15 protein-coding genes are annotated in these 17,827 nt (G+C 62.6%); 10 read left to right on the top strand and 5 right to left on the bottom strand.

Annotation, left to right across the window (positions count from 1 at the left end; translation table 11 throughout):
• Positions 1-13 precede the first annotated feature (13 nt).
• The 3 genes from GA829_RS01725 to GA829_RS01715 form a co-directional block, all read right to left on the bottom strand.
• Positions 14-1,783 (bottom strand): TRAP transporter large permease, encoded by a 1,770-nt coding sequence (locus tag GA829_RS01725; RefSeq protein ID WP_195176873.1) that lies wholly within the window; start codon positions 1,781-1,783, stop codon positions 14-16.
• The gene (locus GA829_RS01720) at positions 1,780-2,364 is read right to left on the bottom strand and encodes a TRAP transporter small permease subunit (RefSeq protein ID WP_195176872.1); all 585 of its coding nucleotides are present in this window, start codon (positions 2,362-2,364) and stop codon (positions 1,780-1,782) included. Before GA829_RS01720 ends, GA829_RS01725 begins: the two co-directional genes overlap by 4 nt.
• Before the next feature lie 185 nt (positions 2,365-2,549).
• Entirely contained in the window at positions 2,550-3,455 is a 906-nt protein-coding gene (locus tag GA829_RS01715; protein ID WP_195176871.1) for a branched-chain amino acid ABC transporter permease, read from the bottom strand.
• Between the two features lie 152 nt (positions 3,456-3,607).
• On the opposite strand from GA829_RS01715, the gene GA829_RS01710 reads away from it, so the two are divergent.
• The 6 genes from GA829_RS01710 to GA829_RS01685 all read left to right on the top strand — a co-directional run bounded on the left by GA829_RS01710 (position 3,608) and on the right by GA829_RS01685 (position 12,103).
• Entirely contained in the window at positions 3,608-4,219 is a 612-nt protein-coding gene (locus GA829_RS01710; protein WP_195176870.1) for a CGNR zinc finger domain-containing protein, read from the top strand.
• Entirely contained in the window at positions 4,200-4,751 is a 552-nt protein-coding gene (locus GA829_RS01705) for a hypothetical protein (protein ID WP_374940379.1), read from the top strand. Before GA829_RS01710 ends, GA829_RS01705 begins: the two co-directional genes overlap by 20 nt.
• A 222-nt stretch (positions 4,752-4,973) precedes the next feature.
• On the top strand, positions 4,974-8,453 hold the full coding sequence (locus tag GA829_RS01700) for an indolepyruvate ferredoxin oxidoreductase family protein (protein ID WP_195176868.1): 3,480 nt from the start codon (positions 4,974-4,976) through the stop codon (positions 8,451-8,453).
• Positions 8,454-8,596: 143 nt separating this feature from the next.
• Positions 8,597-10,909, top strand: coding sequence for a putative bifunctional diguanylate cyclase/phosphodiesterase (locus tag GA829_RS01695; RefSeq protein WP_195176867.1), 2,313 nt, complete (start codon positions 8,597-8,599; stop codon positions 10,907-10,909).
• Between the two features lie 149 nt (positions 10,910-11,058).
• Entirely contained in the window at positions 11,059-11,838 is a 780-nt protein-coding gene (locus tag GA829_RS01690; protein WP_195176866.1) for an N-acyl amino acid synthase FeeM domain-containing protein, read from the top strand.
• A gap of 115 nt (positions 11,839-11,953) precedes the next feature.
• Complete coding sequence (locus GA829_RS01685) at positions 11,954-12,103, top strand: DUF3096 domain-containing protein (RefSeq protein WP_080680904.1); 150 nt, start codon at positions 11,954-11,956, stop codon at positions 12,101-12,103.
• A 42-nt stretch (positions 12,104-12,145) separates the two neighbouring features.
• On the opposite strand, the gene GA829_RS01680 is transcribed toward GA829_RS01685, so the two are convergent.
• A complete protein-coding gene (locus GA829_RS01680) occupies positions 12,146-12,961 on the bottom strand; it encodes an alpha/beta fold hydrolase (RefSeq protein WP_195176865.1) in 816 nt (271 codons plus the stop codon).
• A gap of 222 nt (positions 12,962-13,183) precedes the next feature.
• On the opposite strand from GA829_RS01680, the gene GA829_RS01675 reads away from it, so the two are divergent.
• The 4 genes from GA829_RS01675 to GA829_RS01660 all read left to right on the top strand — a co-directional run bounded on the left by GA829_RS01675 (position 13,184) and on the right by GA829_RS01660 (position 16,603).
• A complete protein-coding gene (locus GA829_RS01675; RefSeq protein WP_195176864.1) occupies positions 13,184-13,408 on the top strand; it encodes an aa3-type cytochrome c oxidase subunit IV in 225 nt (74 codons plus the stop codon).
• Positions 13,409-13,493: 85 nt separating this feature from the next.
• Positions 13,494-14,774 (top strand): Re/Si-specific NAD(P)(+) transhydrogenase subunit alpha, encoded by a 1,281-nt coding sequence (locus GA829_RS01670; RefSeq protein WP_195176863.1) that lies wholly within the window; start codon positions 13,494-13,496, stop codon positions 14,772-14,774.
• Entirely contained in the window at positions 14,774-15,199 is a 426-nt protein-coding gene (locus GA829_RS01665; protein WP_374940378.1) for a proton-translocating transhydrogenase family protein, read from the top strand. Before GA829_RS01670 ends, GA829_RS01665 begins: the two co-directional genes overlap by 1 nt.
• A 6-nt stretch (positions 15,200-15,205) precedes the next feature.
• Positions 15,206-16,603: an NAD(P)(+) transhydrogenase (Re/Si-specific) subunit beta gene (locus GA829_RS01660; protein WP_195176861.1), complete on the top strand. Its 1,398-nt coding sequence runs from the start codon at positions 15,206-15,208 to the stop codon at positions 16,601-16,603.
• 75 nt (positions 16,604-16,678) lie between these two features.
• Here the strand turns inward: GA829_RS01660 and GA829_RS01655 are convergent, their stop codons facing one another.
• Positions 16,679-17,596 carry a hypothetical protein gene (locus GA829_RS01655; RefSeq protein WP_195176860.1) on the bottom strand — a complete coding sequence of 306 codons (918 nt, stop codon included), beginning with the start codon at positions 17,594-17,596 and terminating at the stop codon, positions 16,679-16,681.
• Positions 17,597-17,827: the final 231 nt, after the last annotated feature.

Here is a 17,827-nt window from a genome sequence, read left to right as displayed (position 1 = left end):
TCATCTCCTGGCTTCAATTGAAGCTTGGCGGTTGCGACAGGTCTGTCGGCGGCGCCGCTGGTTTTGCCGGTGGCGCATCGCCGAAGCTGGGCGGCTGCGACAGGTCGTTTGCAGGCGGCGTCGCACCATCTTTCGCAGGCGGCGGCTCGCCGAGCGGCGACAGGCCGGGCACATCGGGCACTTTGTAGTCGATGTTGCCGGGGTCCACGACCGTCCCCTTGTAATGCATCACCATCTGCGGGAAGGCGATGGTCAGCCCGATCATGATCACCTGGATGCAGACGAAAGGCACCGCTCCCCAATAGATCTGGCCGGTGGTGATCGGCTGGATGGTCTTGCCGGTGAGGCGGTCGAGATAGGGCACGCGGGCGGCCACCGAGCGCAGGTAGAACAGCGCGAAGCCGAAGGGCGGATGCATGAAGCTGGTCTGCATGTTGACGCCCAGAAGCACGCCGAACCAGATCAGGTCGATGCCGAGTTTGTCGGCGGCCGGCGCCAGCAGCGGCACGATGATGAAGGCGAGTTCGAAGAAGTCGAGGAAGAAGGCGAGCAGGAAGACAAGGAGGTTGACGCCGATCAGGAAGCCGACTTCGCCGCCGGGCAGGGATGTCAACAGATGTTCCACCCAGATCTGGCCGTTGACGCCATAGAAGGTGAGCGAGAACACCCGAGCGCCGATCAGGATGAACAGCACGAAGGATGACAGACGGGTGGTCGAGGTCAGCGCCTGCTTGATCACATCCAGCGACAGCCGTCCCTTGACCGCTGCCATGATCAAGGCGCCGACCGCGCCCATGGCGCCGCCTTCCGTCGGCGTGGCGATGCCGAGGAAGATGGTGCCGAGCACCAGGAAGATCAGCGCCAGCGGCGGAATGAGCACGATGATCACCTGCTGCGCCAGCCGCGACATCATGTTGATGTTGAGGCTCCGGTCGGCGATCGCGACGACATAGATGAAAATCACGCCCAGCGTGGCGCCGAGAATGTCGGCATTGTCGCCATGCGCCGGCGCAAGATAGCGGTACGCGGCGTAGGAGATGGCGACCGTTGCCACCAGCGCTACCAGCAGCGACATCACGCCGTGGCCGAGTGTGCGCGCCTCCAGCGGCAGCGCCGGCATCATCTTGGGCCGGAAGATCGACACGATCAGAATGTAGCCCGCATACAGGACGGTCAGAACCAAGCCGGGGATGAGTGCGCCGGCATACATGTCGCCGACGGAGCGGCCGAGCTGGTCGGCCAGGATGATCAGCACCAGCGATGGCGGAATTATCTGGGCAAGCGTGCCCGACGCGGCGATGACACCGGAGGCCAGCCGCCGGTCGTAGCCATAGCGCAGCATGATCGGCAGCGAGATCAGGCCCATGGCGATGACGGATGCCGCCACGACGCCTGTGGTCGCCGCCAGTAGCGCGCCGACGAAGATCACCGCATAGGCAAGGCCGCCTCGGATCGGTCCGAACAGCTGGCCAATCGTGTCGAGCAGGTCTTCGGCCATGCCCGAGCGCTCAAGCACGATGCCCATGAAGGTAAAGAACGGGATGGCGAGCAGCGTGTCGTTCGACATCACCCGGCTGCCATAGAAATTGTCCGGCAGCGCATAGAGCAGCGGCCAGGCGAGGTTGATGGCGCCGCCCGAGTAGGGCGTCAAAAACACGCCGATGCAGAAGAACATCAAGCCGTTGGCGGCTAGCGAGAAGGCGACGGGATAGCCGATCAGCATGAACAGGATCAGCGAGGCGAACATGATCGGCGCCATGTTCTGGGCGATGAACTCCATCACGAGCGCACCTCGTCAGCCAGCGCCTTGGCTTCGAGCTCGGCCTGCTCATGCACGGAGATGAACGGATTGGGGTCGTCCAGATCGCCGCGCATGATGGCGATCTTCTTGATGATCTCGGAAATGCCTTGCAGCGCCAGCAGGGAGAAACCGACCAGCAGGATAGCCTTGGCCGGCCAGACGATCAGTCCGCCGGCGTTGGTCGACATCTCGCCGCTGTGGAAGGACAGCGACACGTAGGGCACGAAATAGAACACCATCAGCGTCACGAACGGCATCAGGAAGAAGATATGGCCGAACAGGTCGATCCAGTGCTGAACGCGCCGTGAAAACAGGCCGTAGACGATGTCGATGCGGATATGCTCGTTCTGTTTCAGCGTATAGGCGGCGGCCAGCATGAAGGCGGCGCCGAACAGATACCATTGCAGTTCGAGCCAGGCGTTCGACGAGGTGTCGAACATTTTTCGGATGATGGCGTTGGCGGCGCTGACAAGGATCGCCAGCAGGATCAGCCACGACACCCATTTGCCGATGAACTCATTCAGGCGGTCGATGCCCCGCGACAGAGCGAGTGGCCCTTCCATGCAGTCCTCCCTTATGTCGGAGGCGTGCCGGCTCCCCTCCATTCCGTCACGCCGCTTGGTCCAACGGTATGCCGCGCGTGGACTGAGGGGTCAACAAGCATAGAGGCAGCAAAATCATCACATGGGACGGCCGGGCCGGATACCGGCGGTCTGCCCCCGCGTCATGCAACCAAAGTCTGATGGGATCAGGCGATCTTCGCGGTGTCGCGGCCGGCGCCGATCAGCACCAGTGTGGCGACCAGGAACAGATACATCCAGGCGTCGCGCCACTCGAGTGGGAAATAGCCGGCCCACAGCGATTCAGCCATGCCGAAGGCGGCGGCACCCAAGGCCGCGCGCGGCGGCGAGAGATAGCCGCCCACGGCGGTCACGAACAGGATTTTCAGCCCATAGACGAGGCCGGAGCCGAAGCCGACATTGCCGTAGTAGAGGCCAGCGATAACGCCGGCCATGGCGGCGCAGAACCCGCCGAACAGCACCGCGTGCCGGAATACCGCGCGCACGTCGACGCCGCACATCGCCGCCGCCTTCGGATCATCAGAGACCGCGCGCCAGCGCCGGCCGAAACTGGAACTGGTAAAGGCCCAGGTGGCCAGTGCGATAGTGGCCAGCACGAAGGCGCAATCAAGCAGCTGGATAAGCGTCAGTGTGGCCTTGAAACCTGCGTCTTGTACGAAAACGATGGGCTCGGACAGCATTGGCGGCAGCCAAAGGTCATGTGTGTCGGCCGCGATGCGGCTCGCCTCCGACAAGACAAGCAAAATGCCGAGCGTGGTGACGACGATCGCGTTGGGCGAACGGTCGGCCAGCGGTTCGAACACACTCCGCGACAGGACATGGCTGATCAGCGCGGCGTAGAGCAGTGCGGAGACAATTCCGAGCGCCACCGCGGCCAGCAGCGTCAGCCACAGCACCTGATAGCCGAAAGCGGCGGTCATGATCATCGTCTGCCCGCAGAAGGCGAACAGCGCGCCATAGGCAAGGTTGGTGCGGTGCAGGATGCCGTTGGTTAGTACATAGCCGAAGGCAAGCAGCGCATAGAGCGCGCCCGAATGCAGTCCGTTCAGCACCTGCTGGAAGAAATACAGCATGCAAAACCCTCAGGGCATGGCGCCCAAAAGTGCACGGCGGTCTCGGGACAACAGCTTGCTCCCAATAAAAGGCGCCGGCCGGCATGCCTGTCCGGACATTTGCATTGCAGAATCTAACTTGTCAAACGCGATTTATCGGTTAGATTTCCGATATGACGGTATCCTGGACCCCGCACCGCTTCACCGGCGGCCTGCTCGCGCTCGACACGGCGAACACAGTTGTGCTGCGCTGTGATCCAGAGAAAACCTTCGACCGTTTTGACAATCCGGCGGAGATCGCCCGCTTTGCGGATGCGGCGAGTGGTTTTCGTTCCGCCGAGCTTGGCGGCAGGCCGTTGACCGCTCCGTCACCAGACGCGATCGCGCCAGTTGTGCTGTCGATCCGCGAGGCGACGGACCGGTTGTTTCGCGGTGCTGTGTCTAAAGGCGCGGTCGCCACCGCCGATCTGCCCGGCTTCCTTGGCGCCTGCGCCGATGGTCTGGCCGGTAGCCGCACCGAAATTGGTGCGGCTGGAAAACCATTCGGCGATCCGGCGACGCCGATCGCGTTCGAGGCAGCGCTGGCCGTTTCCGCCCTGTCGCTGTTGCGGGAGGATACCGTCGCCAGGCTCAGGATCTGTCCCAACTGCACCTGGCTGTTCGTCGACAGAAGCCGCAATTCCAGCCGCCTTTGGTGCGACATGGCTGTGTGCGGCAACCGTCAGAAAGCAAGCCGTCACTATCGCCGCCGCCGGATGGCGGACAATGAGGTCAAGGATGCTTAAACAATTTTCCCGAGCGGCTGTTGTTGGCGCCGCACTGGTCGCGGCCATTGCGCTCGGCGCCTGCCGCGACACCGGCAAGGACACGGAAGGCAAGCTGTTCGAGATTTCCGGCAAGATATTCGTCTTCAACTATCGGCTGGCGAGGGCAACCTATGTCGTGACATTGCGGCCCCTGCAGCCGATGGGCGACGGCCAGGTCGCGGTCGCCAGTTTCCAGGACCCGGCCGGCGGCGCGCCGCTGGTCGTCGAGCAAAAGGTCTGGCCGAAGCTCGACAAGGTGTCCCTGGAGAGCCCGGCGCTCACCTGCGTCGTCAAGAACAAGCCATACGCGATCGCCATCAGCATCAAGGGCTCGGACGGCACAATCCTGCAGAAGATCGACACCACGCTGATGTCGACGGAAGACCAGTCCGTGCTGCCCGACCGGCCGCTGGTCATCGACCAGCTTTACACGGCCAATCCCGACCTCGTTGGCCATCCCGACGGCAAGCTGCCGGGCGAGCAGAAGCCGGATTGCTCGAAGGCTATCTGACGCGTCGCTGCCAGCCCTGGTTGCGGTGGAAATTTTCGTGCGCCGGGATGACATTGCCTGAACGGTTTCATACCTAGGCAGTGGGCCGGCCGGCCTGTTCATTGCGCTTTGCCTGGCGCCTGCGATTTTGTTTGACCTGCCCGGCAAGGGGATAAACACTGCGCCATCCGACCCCGACGTTGGCTGCCTGCCCTGGCGCGGCCTCCGCAGAGGAAATACCTGATGACGCTGCATGAAGTCGCGCTCGACGACAAGTTCGACCTCGGAAAGGAGCGCATCTTCCTTTCCGGCGCGCAAGCGGTCATCCGCATGCTTTTGATGCAGCGCGAGCGCGACCGCCGCGCCGGCCTCAACACGGCGGGCTTCGTCTCCGGCTATCGCGGTTCGCCGCTCGGTGGCCTCGACATGCAGCTGTGGAAGGCAAAGAAGCAGCTTTCTCACGCCGACATCGTTTTTCAGCCCGGCCTCAACGAGGAGCTTGCCGCCACAGCTTGCTGGGGCACCCAGCAGGCTGAAATGATGGGCGAGGGCACGCATGACGGTGTCTTCTCGGTCTGGTACGGCAAGGGGCCGGGCGTGGACCGCTCGGGCGACGTGTTCCGCCACGCCAACCTCGCCGGTTCGTCCAGACATGGCGGCGTGCTCGCCCTCATGGGCGACGACCACATGGCCGAATCCTCGACTAATGCGCACGCGACCGAATTCCTCTTTGTCGACACCATGGTGCCGATCCTCAACCCGGCCGGCGTCCAGGAGATCATCGACTACGGGCTCTACGGCTTTGCCATGTCGCGCTTCGCCGGCACCTGGGCGGCGATCAAATGCGTCAAGGACAACATCGAATCGACCGCGTCCGTCGATGCTTCGCTTGAGCGGCTGAACATCGTCATCCCGGATTTCGAGATGCCTCCTGGCGGCCTCAACATCCGCAACGAGATCGACATGCTCGGCCAGGAAGCGCGGCTGCATGAGCACAAGCGCGCAGCGGCGTCCGCCTTCATCCATGCCAACGGCTTGAACAGGACCATCTATTCGGGCGGCCGCAACCCGAAGCTCGGCATCATCACACTGGGCAAGAGCTATCTCGATGTCCGCCAGGCGCTGGAAGACATCGGCATCGACGAGGCCGCCGCCAACCGCATCGGCGTGCGGTTGTTCAAGGTCGGCTGTCCATGGCCGCTCGACCTGCAGCACATCGCCGAATTCGCCCGCGGCCTCGAAACCATCGTCGTCGTCGAGGAAAAGCGTTCGCTGATCGAGGTGCAACTGCGTGAAAGCCTCTACGGCACCGCCACGCAGCCGGTCATCGTCGGCAAGAAGGACGAGCGCAACGACTGGCTGTTCCCGGCCAAGGGTGCGCTTGATCCCAACGAGATCGCCATCGCGTTGGGCGAGCGGATTGTCAGGACGATTGGGCCGTCGGAAGAAATTTCGGCCCGCGTCGCGAAGCTGCGCCAGTTCCAGGCCATGCTTGCCGATACGACGGACATCGCCTCGCGCACGCCCTTCTTCTGCTCCGGCTGCCCGCACAATTCCTCGACCAAGGTTCCAGAGGGTTCGATCGCAGCCGCCGGCATCGGCTGCCATTTCATGGCGCTCTGGATGGACCGCAACACGGTTGGCTTCACGGCGATGGGCGGCGAGGGCGCGCAATGGGTCGGCCAGGCGCCGTTCTCGAAGCGCGGGCACATTTTCCAGAATCTCGGTGACGGCACCTACAATCATTCCGGCACACTGGCGATCCGCTTCGCGCTGTCGACCGATGCCAACATCACCTACAAGATCCTCTACAACGACGCCGTCGCCATGACCGGCGGCCAGCCGCATGAAGGCGGGCTGACGGTCGACATGATCGCCAGGCAGGTGCGGGCCGAAGGCATCGACCGCATCGCCATCGTCACCGATGAACCGGATAAATATGCCGGCAAGGCCGAATTCCCGGCCGGCGCCACGATCCATCACCGCGACGATCTCGATCTCGTCCAGCGCGAGCTGCGTGACGTCAAGGGCGTTTCGGTGCTGCTCTACGACCAGACCTGCGCCGCCGAAAAGCGCCGCCGCCGCAAGCGCGGCACTTTCCCCGATCCCGACAAGCGCGTCTTCATCAACGAACTGGTCTGCGAAGGCTGCGGCGATTGCGGCGTGCAGTCTAACTGCGTCTCGATCCAGCCGGTCGAAACCGAATTCGGCCGCAAGCGCAAGATCGACCAGTCGAGCTGCAACAAGGATTTCTCCTGCGTCAACGGCTTCTGCCCGTCCTTCGTCACCGTGCATGGCGCCAAGATCAGGAAGGCCGAAGGCATCGCCGGTAAAAGCGATCCGCTCGACGGCGTGCCGGCGCCGGCGGAATTCCCGCTTGGCGAACATGGCTGGGCCGCGATCATCGACGGCGTCGGCGGCACCGGTGTCGTCACCATCGGCGCGGTGCTCGGCATGGCCGCCCACCTTGAGGACAAGGGCTGCGGCATGATCGACATGGCCGGCCTTGCCCAGAAGGGCGGCTCGGTGTTCACCCATGTCCGCATCGCCCGCACCCCGGAAGACATCCACGCCATCCGCGTGTCAGCCGGCAAGGCCGATCTGGTGCTGGGCTGCGACCTTGTGGTGTCGGGCGCCAAGAAGGTGCTGGGTGCGGTGCGCGAAGGTCATACCATCTTCCTCGCCAACACCGCCGAGATCATGCCGGGCGAGTTTGCCCGTTCGGCCGACTTCTCGCTGCCGGTCGAGCGCCTGAAGAAAGCGATCCGCACCGCCGCCGGCGACGACAAGGCACATTTCTTTGATGCCACCCGCACCGCCACAACGTTGTTCGGCAACTCGCTCGGCGCCAACATGTTCATGCTCGGCTTTGCCTTCCAGCACGGCGGCCTGCCGCTGTCGGCCGAGGCGGTCGAGAAGGCGATCGAACTCAACGGCGAAGCGGTGGCGATGAACATCGCGGCGTTCCGCTGGGGCCGCCGCGCCGCGCACCAGCCGGATTTTGTGCGCGGCCTGCTGACCCAGCCGGGCAAGGCCACGCAAGCCACCGCGATTGCCGAGACGCTGGACGATATGATTGCCCGCCGCGTCGCCTTCCTGACGGCTTATCAGAATGCCGCCTATGCCAAGCGCTATGCTGAAAGGCTGGCGGCGTTACGCCTCGCCGAGGCGAAGGCCATGCCCGGTTCGACCGTAGTGAGCGAGGCCGCGGCGAAAAATCTGTTCAAGCTGATGGCAATCAAGGACGAATACGAGGTGGCGCGGCTCTATACGGATGGCTCCTTCGCCGCTGAGCTTGGAAAACAGTTTCAGAGCTATGAAAAACTGGAATTCCACCTGGCGCCGCCGATCATGGGCCGGCGCGGCAATGACGGCAAGCCGAGGAAGTCGAGCTTCGGCCCCTGGATGATGAAGGGGTTTCGTGTGCTGGCGGCGATGAAAGGCCTGCGCGGCGGCGCCTTCGATCTGTTCGGCTACAGCGCCGAGCGGCGCATGGAACGTCAGCTGCTTGCGCGATACGAGGGCGATCTGGAACTCGTCGGCAAGGTGCTCGCACCTGGCAGGATCGAGGCGGCCACGGCCCTTGTCTCGGTACCGGCGCTCATTCGCGGCTATGGCCATGTCCGGCAGGCCAGTGCCGAAAAAGCAGCAGGCGAACGCAAAAGGCTTGTCGAGCACCTGGCAAACGCGCCCGCCCGGCCAGAGTTGCAAGCAGCGGAATAATCGATACGTCTTGTTTACCTGAAGAAAAGTTTCCTCACTTTCCGTTACGGCAGTGGGCTTGACGGTGAGGACGCGACCGGCTCTCTAAATCTTTCTTAAGGCGGATGTGACACTGCTTGGATCCCAAGGGTTGGGATTCAGGCGTGAATCTGAGAAAAAAGAACGAGATCCCGGTCGACGTCTACATACCGTTCGTGGAAACCCTGTTCCGCGACGGCCTGACGCTCTCCATCGGATTCTTTGCCCAGACCTTGCTGGTGATGCTGGTTTACTGGAAAACCAGGGATCCGGCCTATCTGGCGGTTACCTTTGGGTTTCTGACGGTCGCTTTCCTGCGCCTGCGCAACATCCGGAAGTATCGCCACGCGCCAACGCCCAGGAATTGGGAGGAAGCGCGGCGCCGGGAGAATGACTATATTTTCTACGGTTCCATGCATGGCTTCATGCTTGGCACCTTCTGCTTTGTCGGCATCTATCTCGCCTATGATAGCTTTGCCGAGATCGCGGCGGTCTGCGTGACGCTGGCCTCGGCCACCTCGATTGCTGGCCGCAACTATGGTTCGCCGAGGATGGTCATGATTTTCATCATGACCATGACCTGGCCGATTTCGCTGGGCTTCATCCTGCGCGGCGATCCCTATCATTTCATTCTCGGCCTGCTTTCAGCGCCATTCCTGTTCGCCATCAAGCGCTTCGCCGATCTGGTCCGCGAGGTGCTTTTCGCGGCTCTGTCGGAGGAAAAGAAGGCAAACCGCATTGCCCAGCGCTTCAACCGGGCGCTCAACACGATGTCACACGGCCTCGTCATGCTTGGCCCTGACGGCCGGGTGGCGGTGGCCAATGCCGAGGCCGCGCACCTGATGTCCCTGAAGACGCCGGACGCGCTGCTCGGCCGCTCGATCCATGGCCTTTTGATGCGTGGTGTTGCCGGCGGCATGCTGGCGCCGAAGGACTGCCGCTACATCGAGGCACAGCTGACGAGGGCGCTGCGTGAGGGCCGCGACCGCAAGGTGCTGGTGTCGCTGGCCAATGGCCAGCATTACGAGTTTTCCGCGCGTGAAGGCAGCCAGGAACTGGGCGTCATCACCTTCGAGGACGTCACCGCGCGCGTCGAGGCGGAAGACAAGATCCGCTTCATGGCGCGCTATGACAGCCTCACCGGCCTGCCCAACCGCGCTTATTTCCATGAGCTGGTCGGCGAGGCCATGGCATCTGGCGACCGCGATCGTCTCTGCGGGCTGGCCGTGCTCGATCTCGATGATTTCAAGAGCGTCAACGACACGCTCGGTCATCCGGTTGGCGACGGCCTGATCTATGCCGTTGCCGAACGGCTTGCCGCGATCGCCGGCCAAGGCATCAATGTCAGCCGTTTCGGCGGCGACGAGTTCATGATCTTCTTTGATCGCGTCGAGGATGAAAGCCATCTCGCTGGCCAGCTCGACGAGATCTTCGTCAACCTGCAGGGCGAGGTCGATGTCGCCGGTCATGGCCTGCGCATCCAGGCCAGCGGCGGAGCGGTGCTGTCGCGCGTCAAGGACACCGATGTCGATGCCATGATCGTCAAGGCCGACCTTGCGCTCTACAAGGCCAAGGAGCTTGGCAAGAATGGCTGGCGGCTCTTCGAGGCGGCGATGGATGCCGCCTTCCGCAATCGTCAGCTGATGAAGGCGGATCTGCGCACTGCTGTGGAAAGCAAGAGCCTGCGCGTCGTCTATCAGCCGATCGTGGCGATGAACACGATGCGCATCGCCAGTTGCGAGGCCCTGTGCCGCTGGGATCATCCCGATCTTGGCCCGATTTCGCCCAGTATCTTCATCCCGCTGGCCGAGGAAATGGGCATCATTTCCGAGATCAGCACTTTCGTGCTCCAGGCGGCTTGCACCGAATGCGCCAAATGGCCCGACCAGACCAGCGTCTCGGTCAACCTTTCGGCCAAGGATTTTCGCAGCCGCGAAGTCATCCAGAAGGTTCGTGACGCGCTTGCCTCGTCCGGTCTCTCCGCCGGCCGTCTGGAGATCGAAGTCACCGAGACGGCGTTGCTCGACGACAAGTCGCTGACGCGCCAGTATATCGAGGAATTGAAGCAGCTCGGCGTGCGCATAGCGCTCGATGATTTCGGCACCGGCTATTCAAGCCTGAGCTACCTGCACAAGTTGCCGCTCGACAAGATCAAGATTGACCGTTCGTTCCTGATGGACGTTACCCAGAGCCCTCGCTCGCTGGAACTGCTCAAGGGCATCGTGAATATGTCGCGGCCGCTCGGACTTTCGGTGACCGTCGAAGGTGTCGAAACTTTTGAACAACTGAAGATCCTCGCCTTGCAGGTCAAACCTGACCTTGTGCAGGGCTTCCTGTTCGGATCGGCCCTCAGCGCCTCCGGCATTGAGACCATGTCGAACACAGTCTGGCCCTTCGCCAAGGACATTAAAACAGCCAAGAGGGCGGCGCGCCCCTGATCTTCTGCCAGAAAAACATCGGGTTTTCGTAAAATTTTACGGTTTGTTAACGTTAACGATCGGTAAACAGCGCCTGTCCCATTTTCATCTTTACATCTCGGGGGCCTGTCGTAGGGTTGAACCGCGGCGGCAATTTACGGGGATGCATGATGGATGCGCAATTGACAGCGCTTCGCCAAGCGGCGGGCGTGGGCGAAGAAAACTCGTCCGATAACATGTCGAGCTTTGCCAGGAACATCTCGGCAATGCTGGAACGCACCGAGTACCGCCGCTGTGACAAGGGGGAAGACCTCGAAGACATCTACAGGCTGCGCTACAAGTCCTATCGGCTGAGCGATATGGTGCCTGAAAACCCAGCGCATATTGTCCATGACGAGCTTGATGAAGCGGTCAATTGCTCCAAGTTCGGCATCTATATCGACGGCATCCTGGTCTCGACGCTGCGCATTCACCACGCCTGCGCCGACACGCCGCAATCGCCGTCCACGACCGTCTATGGCGACATTTTGCGTCCGATGCTGTCCGCCGGTGCGCATTTCGCCGACCCGAGCCGTTTTGCAGCCGACCCAGACTGGTCCAAGGTCTATCCGCAGATCCCCTATCTGACGCTGCGCCTTGCCGGCATGGCCTGCTTCTATTTCGACGCGCCCTACTGCCTTTCCACCATCCGTCCAGAACATGCGGGGTTCTATCGCCGCATCTACTGTTCGGAACAGATCGGCGAACTGCGCGACTATCCCGGCCTGAACTACAAGGTCGTGCTCTATCGCGCCAACGTCGCAGCCATCCGCGAGCGGTCCTTCTCCCGCTTCCCGTTCTTCCGCTCGACACCGATGGAACAGCGCATGCTGTTCGAGACACCCGGTGCCGGCGAACTGGCGCCGCTGACCATCCTACCAACCGCGAAGTATTTCCGCGAAGCCGCCTGACGTAGCGCGTTTATTTGCAGATACCTGGAGCTTTCCGGCCGGGTCCACGTTGATGACGGCGAGGCAATAGTGCCTCGCGGCATCACCTCGATGGATCTGCCAGAAGGAAACCGGCATGCATATTTCACAGCTTGCGCTCACTCCGCTGATTTCGCTGATCGCCGGCGTGCTGATCCTCGTGATGCCAAGGCTGCTCAACTACATCGTCGCGCTATATCTGATCGTCGTTGGCCTGCTCGGTCTGTTTCCGCATCTCGCCGGCTGAACATCGGTCTTGGGCGGCCCACGCCTCAATCCGCGAAGCGCCTCAACCAGCGAAAAAGCGCAACGCCGCGGCCACGATCGCCTCGGGGGCGTCCTCTTGCATGAGGTGCCCGGAGCGAGGGATGAGGGTTAGGGCGCAATCCGGAAGCAAGGCCGCGAGCTGGTGGCCGCGCTCCGGCGGGATCCATTGGTCCTCCTCACCCCATAGAAGAGATGTGCGGCAGCGGACTTCGCGATAGCGGCCCTCGACGTCGTCGGTGAAGCGCTGGTCCATCTGGGCGATCTGGCGATAGAAGGCCGGTTGGCCAATTGGCCCCAACCACGGCGCGACATACGGCTCCAACTCGCTTTCTGACAGCGGCCTGTGCGCCGCGCCAGAAACATAGGCTTTTAGAATCGCTCTTTGAATGTAGTCCGGCACGCCGGCGAAGGCGGCTTCGTGCTGGCGGATATGCTGGACGAAGGGCGAGCCCCATGGCCGCACCGCCACCGGATCGATCAGCAGCAGCCGGTCATATTCGCAACCATCGATCAGATGCGCGCGCAAGGCGGTGGCGCCGCCGAAATCATGGGCGATCACTCCAGGCCGATCGAGGTTCCAGAAAGCCAGCAGTGCTGCCAGCGCCTTGTTCTGGATGCCCAGCGAAACATCCTGGCCTTGCCGCATCTCCGAACGCCCATATCCAGGAAGGTCATGGAAATAGACGGTATGATTGCGAGCCAGCTCGGGAGCGACCCGATGCCAGACATGCGAGGAAAACGGCGTTCCATGGACGAGAACCAGCGGCGGACCCGAGCCGACCGTGCCCCAGGCGATGCTGGTGCCGTTCCAATCAAATGTCTGTGTCGGCGAGATCATTGCGCTTCACCGGGTTGGTTCGTGTCGGCAACAATAGTTGTTCCCGGTGCCACCCTACATCGCGAAATTATCACAGGACGTTCAACGCCGCTGACTGATGCCTCAACGCCAGCTTCAACATTCCTTTGAGGCAGTTCCCACCAGCGATGCGGCAATCGCGCCATTGCTCTTGGCCCGGCTTTTCGCTATGTGCCTGAAAGATGTCTTCGAAGGGGTATTCCTATGGCTGATCACACGCCGACCGGTCCTATCGAACTGGGCGCGAAGATGGACTATGCCGAGCATGACCGCACCTATGCGGGCTTCCTCGCGCTGGCCAAATACGGGTCGCTCTTCTGCGGTGGCCTCCTTCTGGCGATGGCTTTCGGCTTTTTCGCGGGCGGCTTTTTCTCGGCGACCATCCTGTTCGTCCTGATCCTGGCTGTCGGCGCTTTCATTCTCCGGTAGTTTTCCAACTCCTTTATCCAAGGCGCAGCCGGATTTCCGGCCGATGCCTCACGGGAAACAAGGTTCCAACCGAAAGGATCATGCGGTGGGACAGACGGTTTTCATTCCACGTGAACTTGATGCCAATGAGCCTCGGGTCGCGGCGTCGCCGGACACGGTAAAGCGGCTGGCCGCGCTTGGCTTCGGCGTGGTTGTCGAAACAGGCGCCGGCACACGATCGCGCATCCCAGACGACGAATTCGCCAAGGCGGGTGCGACGATCGGCAAGGCGGCCGATGCCGGCAAGGCCGATGTGGTGCTGAAAGTTCGCCGGCCAAGCGAGGCAGAGCTGAAGGGCTACAAATCGGGCTCGGCCGTTATCGCCATCATGGATCCCTACGGCAACGATGCCGCGGTGGCCGCATTGGCAAAGGCTGGCGTCACCGCCTTCTCGATGGAATTCATGCCGCGCATCACCCGCGCCCAGTCGATGGACGTTCTGTCCTCGCAGGCCAATCTCGCCGGCTATCAGGCGGTGATCGACGGCGCTTCGGAATATGACCGCGCGCTGCCGATGATGATGACGGCGGCGGGCACGGTGCCGGCCGCGAAAGTCTTCATCATGGGTGTTGGCGTTGCCGGCCTGCAGGCGATCGCCACCGCGCGCCGCCTCGGCGCGGTCGTCACCGCCACCGACGTTCGTCCCGCCGCCAAGGAGCAGGTCGCTTCGCTCGGCGCGAAATTCCTGGCTGTCGAGGACGAGGAGTTCAAGGCCGCCGAGACCGCCGGCGGCTACGCCAAGGAAATGTCCAAGGAGTATCAGGCCAAGCAGGCGGCACTCACCGCCGAGCACATCGCCAAGCAGGACATCGTCATCACCACGGCGCTGATCCCCGGCCGGCCGGCGCCGAAGCTGGTGTCGGCGGCGATGGTCGCCTCGATGAAGCCGGGTTCTGTGCTTGTCGACCTCGCGGTCGAGCGCGGCGGCAATGTCGAGGGCGCCGAGGCCGGCAAGGTCGTGACCACGGCCAACAACGTCAAGATCGTCGGCCATCTCAATGTGCCCGGCCGCGTCGCGGCTTCGGCCTCGCTGCTCTATGCCAGGAACCTTTACGCCTTTCTGGAGACACTGGTCGACAAGGCGACAAAGACACTTGCCATCAACCGCGAAGACGACCTGGTCAAGGCGACGATGCTGACGGATGGCGGCAAGGTGGTTCATCCCGCCTTCGCCAAGGCCGAGCAGCAGCCTCATGTCGAGCCGGCGGCGATCCCGGCCACGACCATGGTCGCCGATGGTTCCTCGACGGCCGCGCCGAAAAAGGCCGCGTCGAAAAAGCCGGCAACACCCAAGTCGCCCTCGTCGAAGTCGAAAGGCATTGCGTGATGGATCAGACCTTGCAGAAAGCCCTCGACCAGCTCGATCAGGCGTCCGCCGCCGTTCGTCTCGCTGTCCACAACATGGCAGCCGCTCCCGGCGGTGCTGATGCCGCCGGCGATGCCGCGCATGCGCTATCGGGTGGTGCCATCGATCCCTTCGTCTTCCGCTTCGCCATCTTCATCCTGGCGATCTTCGTCGGCTACTACGTTGTCTGGTCGGTGACGCCGGCGCTGCACACACCGCTGATGGCCGTCACCAACGCCATCTCCTCGGTTATCGTGGTTGGCGCCTTGCTTGCCGTCGGCATCGCGGCTTCCGGCGTCGCGGCGGGCTTCGGCTTCGTCGCGCTGATGCTGGTCTCGGTCAACATCTTCGGCGGCTTCCTCGTCACCCAGCGCATGCTGGCGATGTACAAGAAGAAGGACAAGTAGAGCGACATGAACGCCAACTTCGCTTCCTTCCTCTATCTGGTCTCCGGCGTCCTGTTCATCATGGCGCTGCGCGGCCTGTCGCATCCGACCACCAGCCGCCAGGGCAACCTCTACGGCATGATCGGCATGGGCATCGCCATTGCCACCACCCTGGCGCTGGCGACCCCGTCAGCCGGACGCTTCGGCCTGATCGTGCTTGGCTTGGCCATTGGTGGCTCGGTCGGCGCGGTCACCGCGCGCCGCATCGCCATGACCTCGATGCCACAGCTGGTCGCGGCCTTCCACTCGCTCGTCGGCCTTGCCGCCGTCATGGTGGCGGCTGCCGCCATCTACGCGCCGGAAAGCTTCGGCATCGGTACGGATGGCGACATCCATGCCCAGGCGCTGATCGAAATGAGCCTTGGCGTTGCCATCGGCGCCATCACTTTCACCGGTTCGGTCATCGCCTTCCTCAAGCTTGATGGCCGCATGTCGGGCAAGCCGATCATGATCGGCGGCCGCCACTTCATCAACGCAGCCCTCGGCATCGCATTGATCGTGCTGATTGTGCTTCTGGTCACCACCGAGGCCAAGCTGGTGTTCTGGCTGATCGTCGCCGCTTCGCTGCTGCTCGGCGTGCTGCTGATCATCCCGATCGGCGGCGCCGACATGCCGGTCGTCGTCTCGATGCTCAATTCCTATTCGGGCTGGGCGGCAGCGGCGCTTGGCTTCACGCTTGGCAACCTGGCGCTGATCATCACCGGCGCGCTGGTTGGCTCGTCCGGCGCCATCCTGTCCTACATCATGTGCAAGGGCATGAACCGAAGCTTCATCTCGGTCATTCTCGGCGGTTTTGGCGGCGAAACCGCCGCTGCGGCTGATGATGGCATCGAGCGCACCGTGAAGCAGGGTTCGGCCGACGACGCCGCCTACCTGATGATGAACGCGCAGAAGGTCATCATCGTGCCGGGCTACGGCATGGCGGTTGCCCAGGCGCAGCATGCGTTGCGCGAGCTGGCCGACAAGCTCAAGGCCAACGGCGTCGACGTCAAATACGCCATCCATCCGGTTGCCGGCCGCATGCCTGGCCACATGAACGTGCTGCTCGCCGAAGCCAATGTGCCTTACGACGAGGTCTTCGAACTCGAGGATATCAACTCCGAGTTCGCGCAAGCCGATGTCGCCTATGTCATCGGCGCCAACGACGTCACCAACCCGTCGGCACGTGACGACAAGTCGTCGCCGATCTATGGCATGCCGATCCTCGACGTCGACAAGGCCCGCACCTGCCTATTCGTCAAGCGCTCGCTCGGCTCCGGCTATGCCGGCATCGACAACACGCTGTTCTACAAGGACGGCACCATGATGCTGCTTGGCGATGCCAAGAAGATGACCGAAGAGATCGTCAAGGCGATGGATCACTAAGCCAGCTACGACTGGAACAGAAAAAGCCCGGCTTTCGAAAGCCGGGCTTTTTTGGTTTTCAGGGCTGAGAGCCGCTCAGCGGTTGGTCAGGAAGATCGCCTCTTCGTCATCGCGCTGCCGGCCGCCAAGGGCCGCCGCCGCACTGGCGATGAAAGCGCCGATGACCAAGGACAGGGCTCCCAGAAGTGCGAAAGTTGCACTCGCCTTCCTGGCCGTATCCGCCGCTTGCTGGGCCTTGACCTTGGCATCCTGGGCCTTTGCCACCAGCGCATCGACACGCGTCTTGGCATCGGCTTCCGACAGCCCGGTGCGGGCAGCCACAAGCTGCGACAGGTAGGCCTTGTCATCGGCGGAAACCTCGCCGGCCGCCGCGCTGGCGAGCAGGATACGCGAAGCCTGCGCTGCTGCTGCCGCGTCGTTTTCCGGATTGGCTGCCGCGAGCTTGCTGGCATCGGCCGGCCGAAACAGCGAATCCACCAGATAAGACGTTGCGTTATCGGCCGATGCGCCGGACGCATTCGAGGAGGCTCCTGCCGAAGCTCCCATGGCCGCGCCTGACGCCACGGTCGACACAGCCTGCACGCCGGAGCCGAGCAGGGATGTCAGCGCCGAACCGAGCACGCCGACAACAAGCAGGGTGGCGAGCGCCCAGGCCAGGAAGCCATGGGCCGTGTCACGGAAATAGACCTCGTCCGTATGCACCCCGACCCATTTGGTGCGCAACCGGCCGGCGAGGTAGCCGCCAACGCCGGAAGACAGCCATTGCACGATGACCAGCCAGATCGCCGTGGATACCGCGAACGTCGCGGCCGATGCGCCGGAGCCCGACCAGGGCGAGACCGCGCTCAGCCCCAGTCCCGAGCCGAGAAGCATCAGGATCAAGGTCAGCGTCGAGGCCGCGAAGGCGCCGGCGATGATCGGCCCCCAACTGACGGCGGTGGAAGAGGATTCCGTCGAAGCGGAAACGTCGACAGCCGATAGGGTGGACTGCATAAACGCCCCCTATCGTACGAAAAGCATGATGAGAATGATGATTGGAATCGGAATACCGAGCAACCAGAGCAAAATGCCGCGTCCCATGAAGGCCTCCTGTGAGAAATTGTGATCGATGCTGTCACAATGTCTCGGAGGGGCTTCTGTTCCCGGCGGATCTCAATTGATTTGCTGCGGCGAGAAACGAAGTTGGCGCGCCGGGGCGCGCCAACGCTTCAAAATCCCGGTGGA

It is taken from the genome of Mesorhizobium sp. INR15, from assembly GCF_015500075.1.
Classification (GTDB): Bacteria; Pseudomonadota; Alphaproteobacteria; order Rhizobiales; family Rhizobiaceae; genus Mesorhizobium.
The sequence above is the reverse complement of the archived record's forward strand: the minus strand, read 5'-3'. Positions and strand labels throughout refer to the sequence as shown.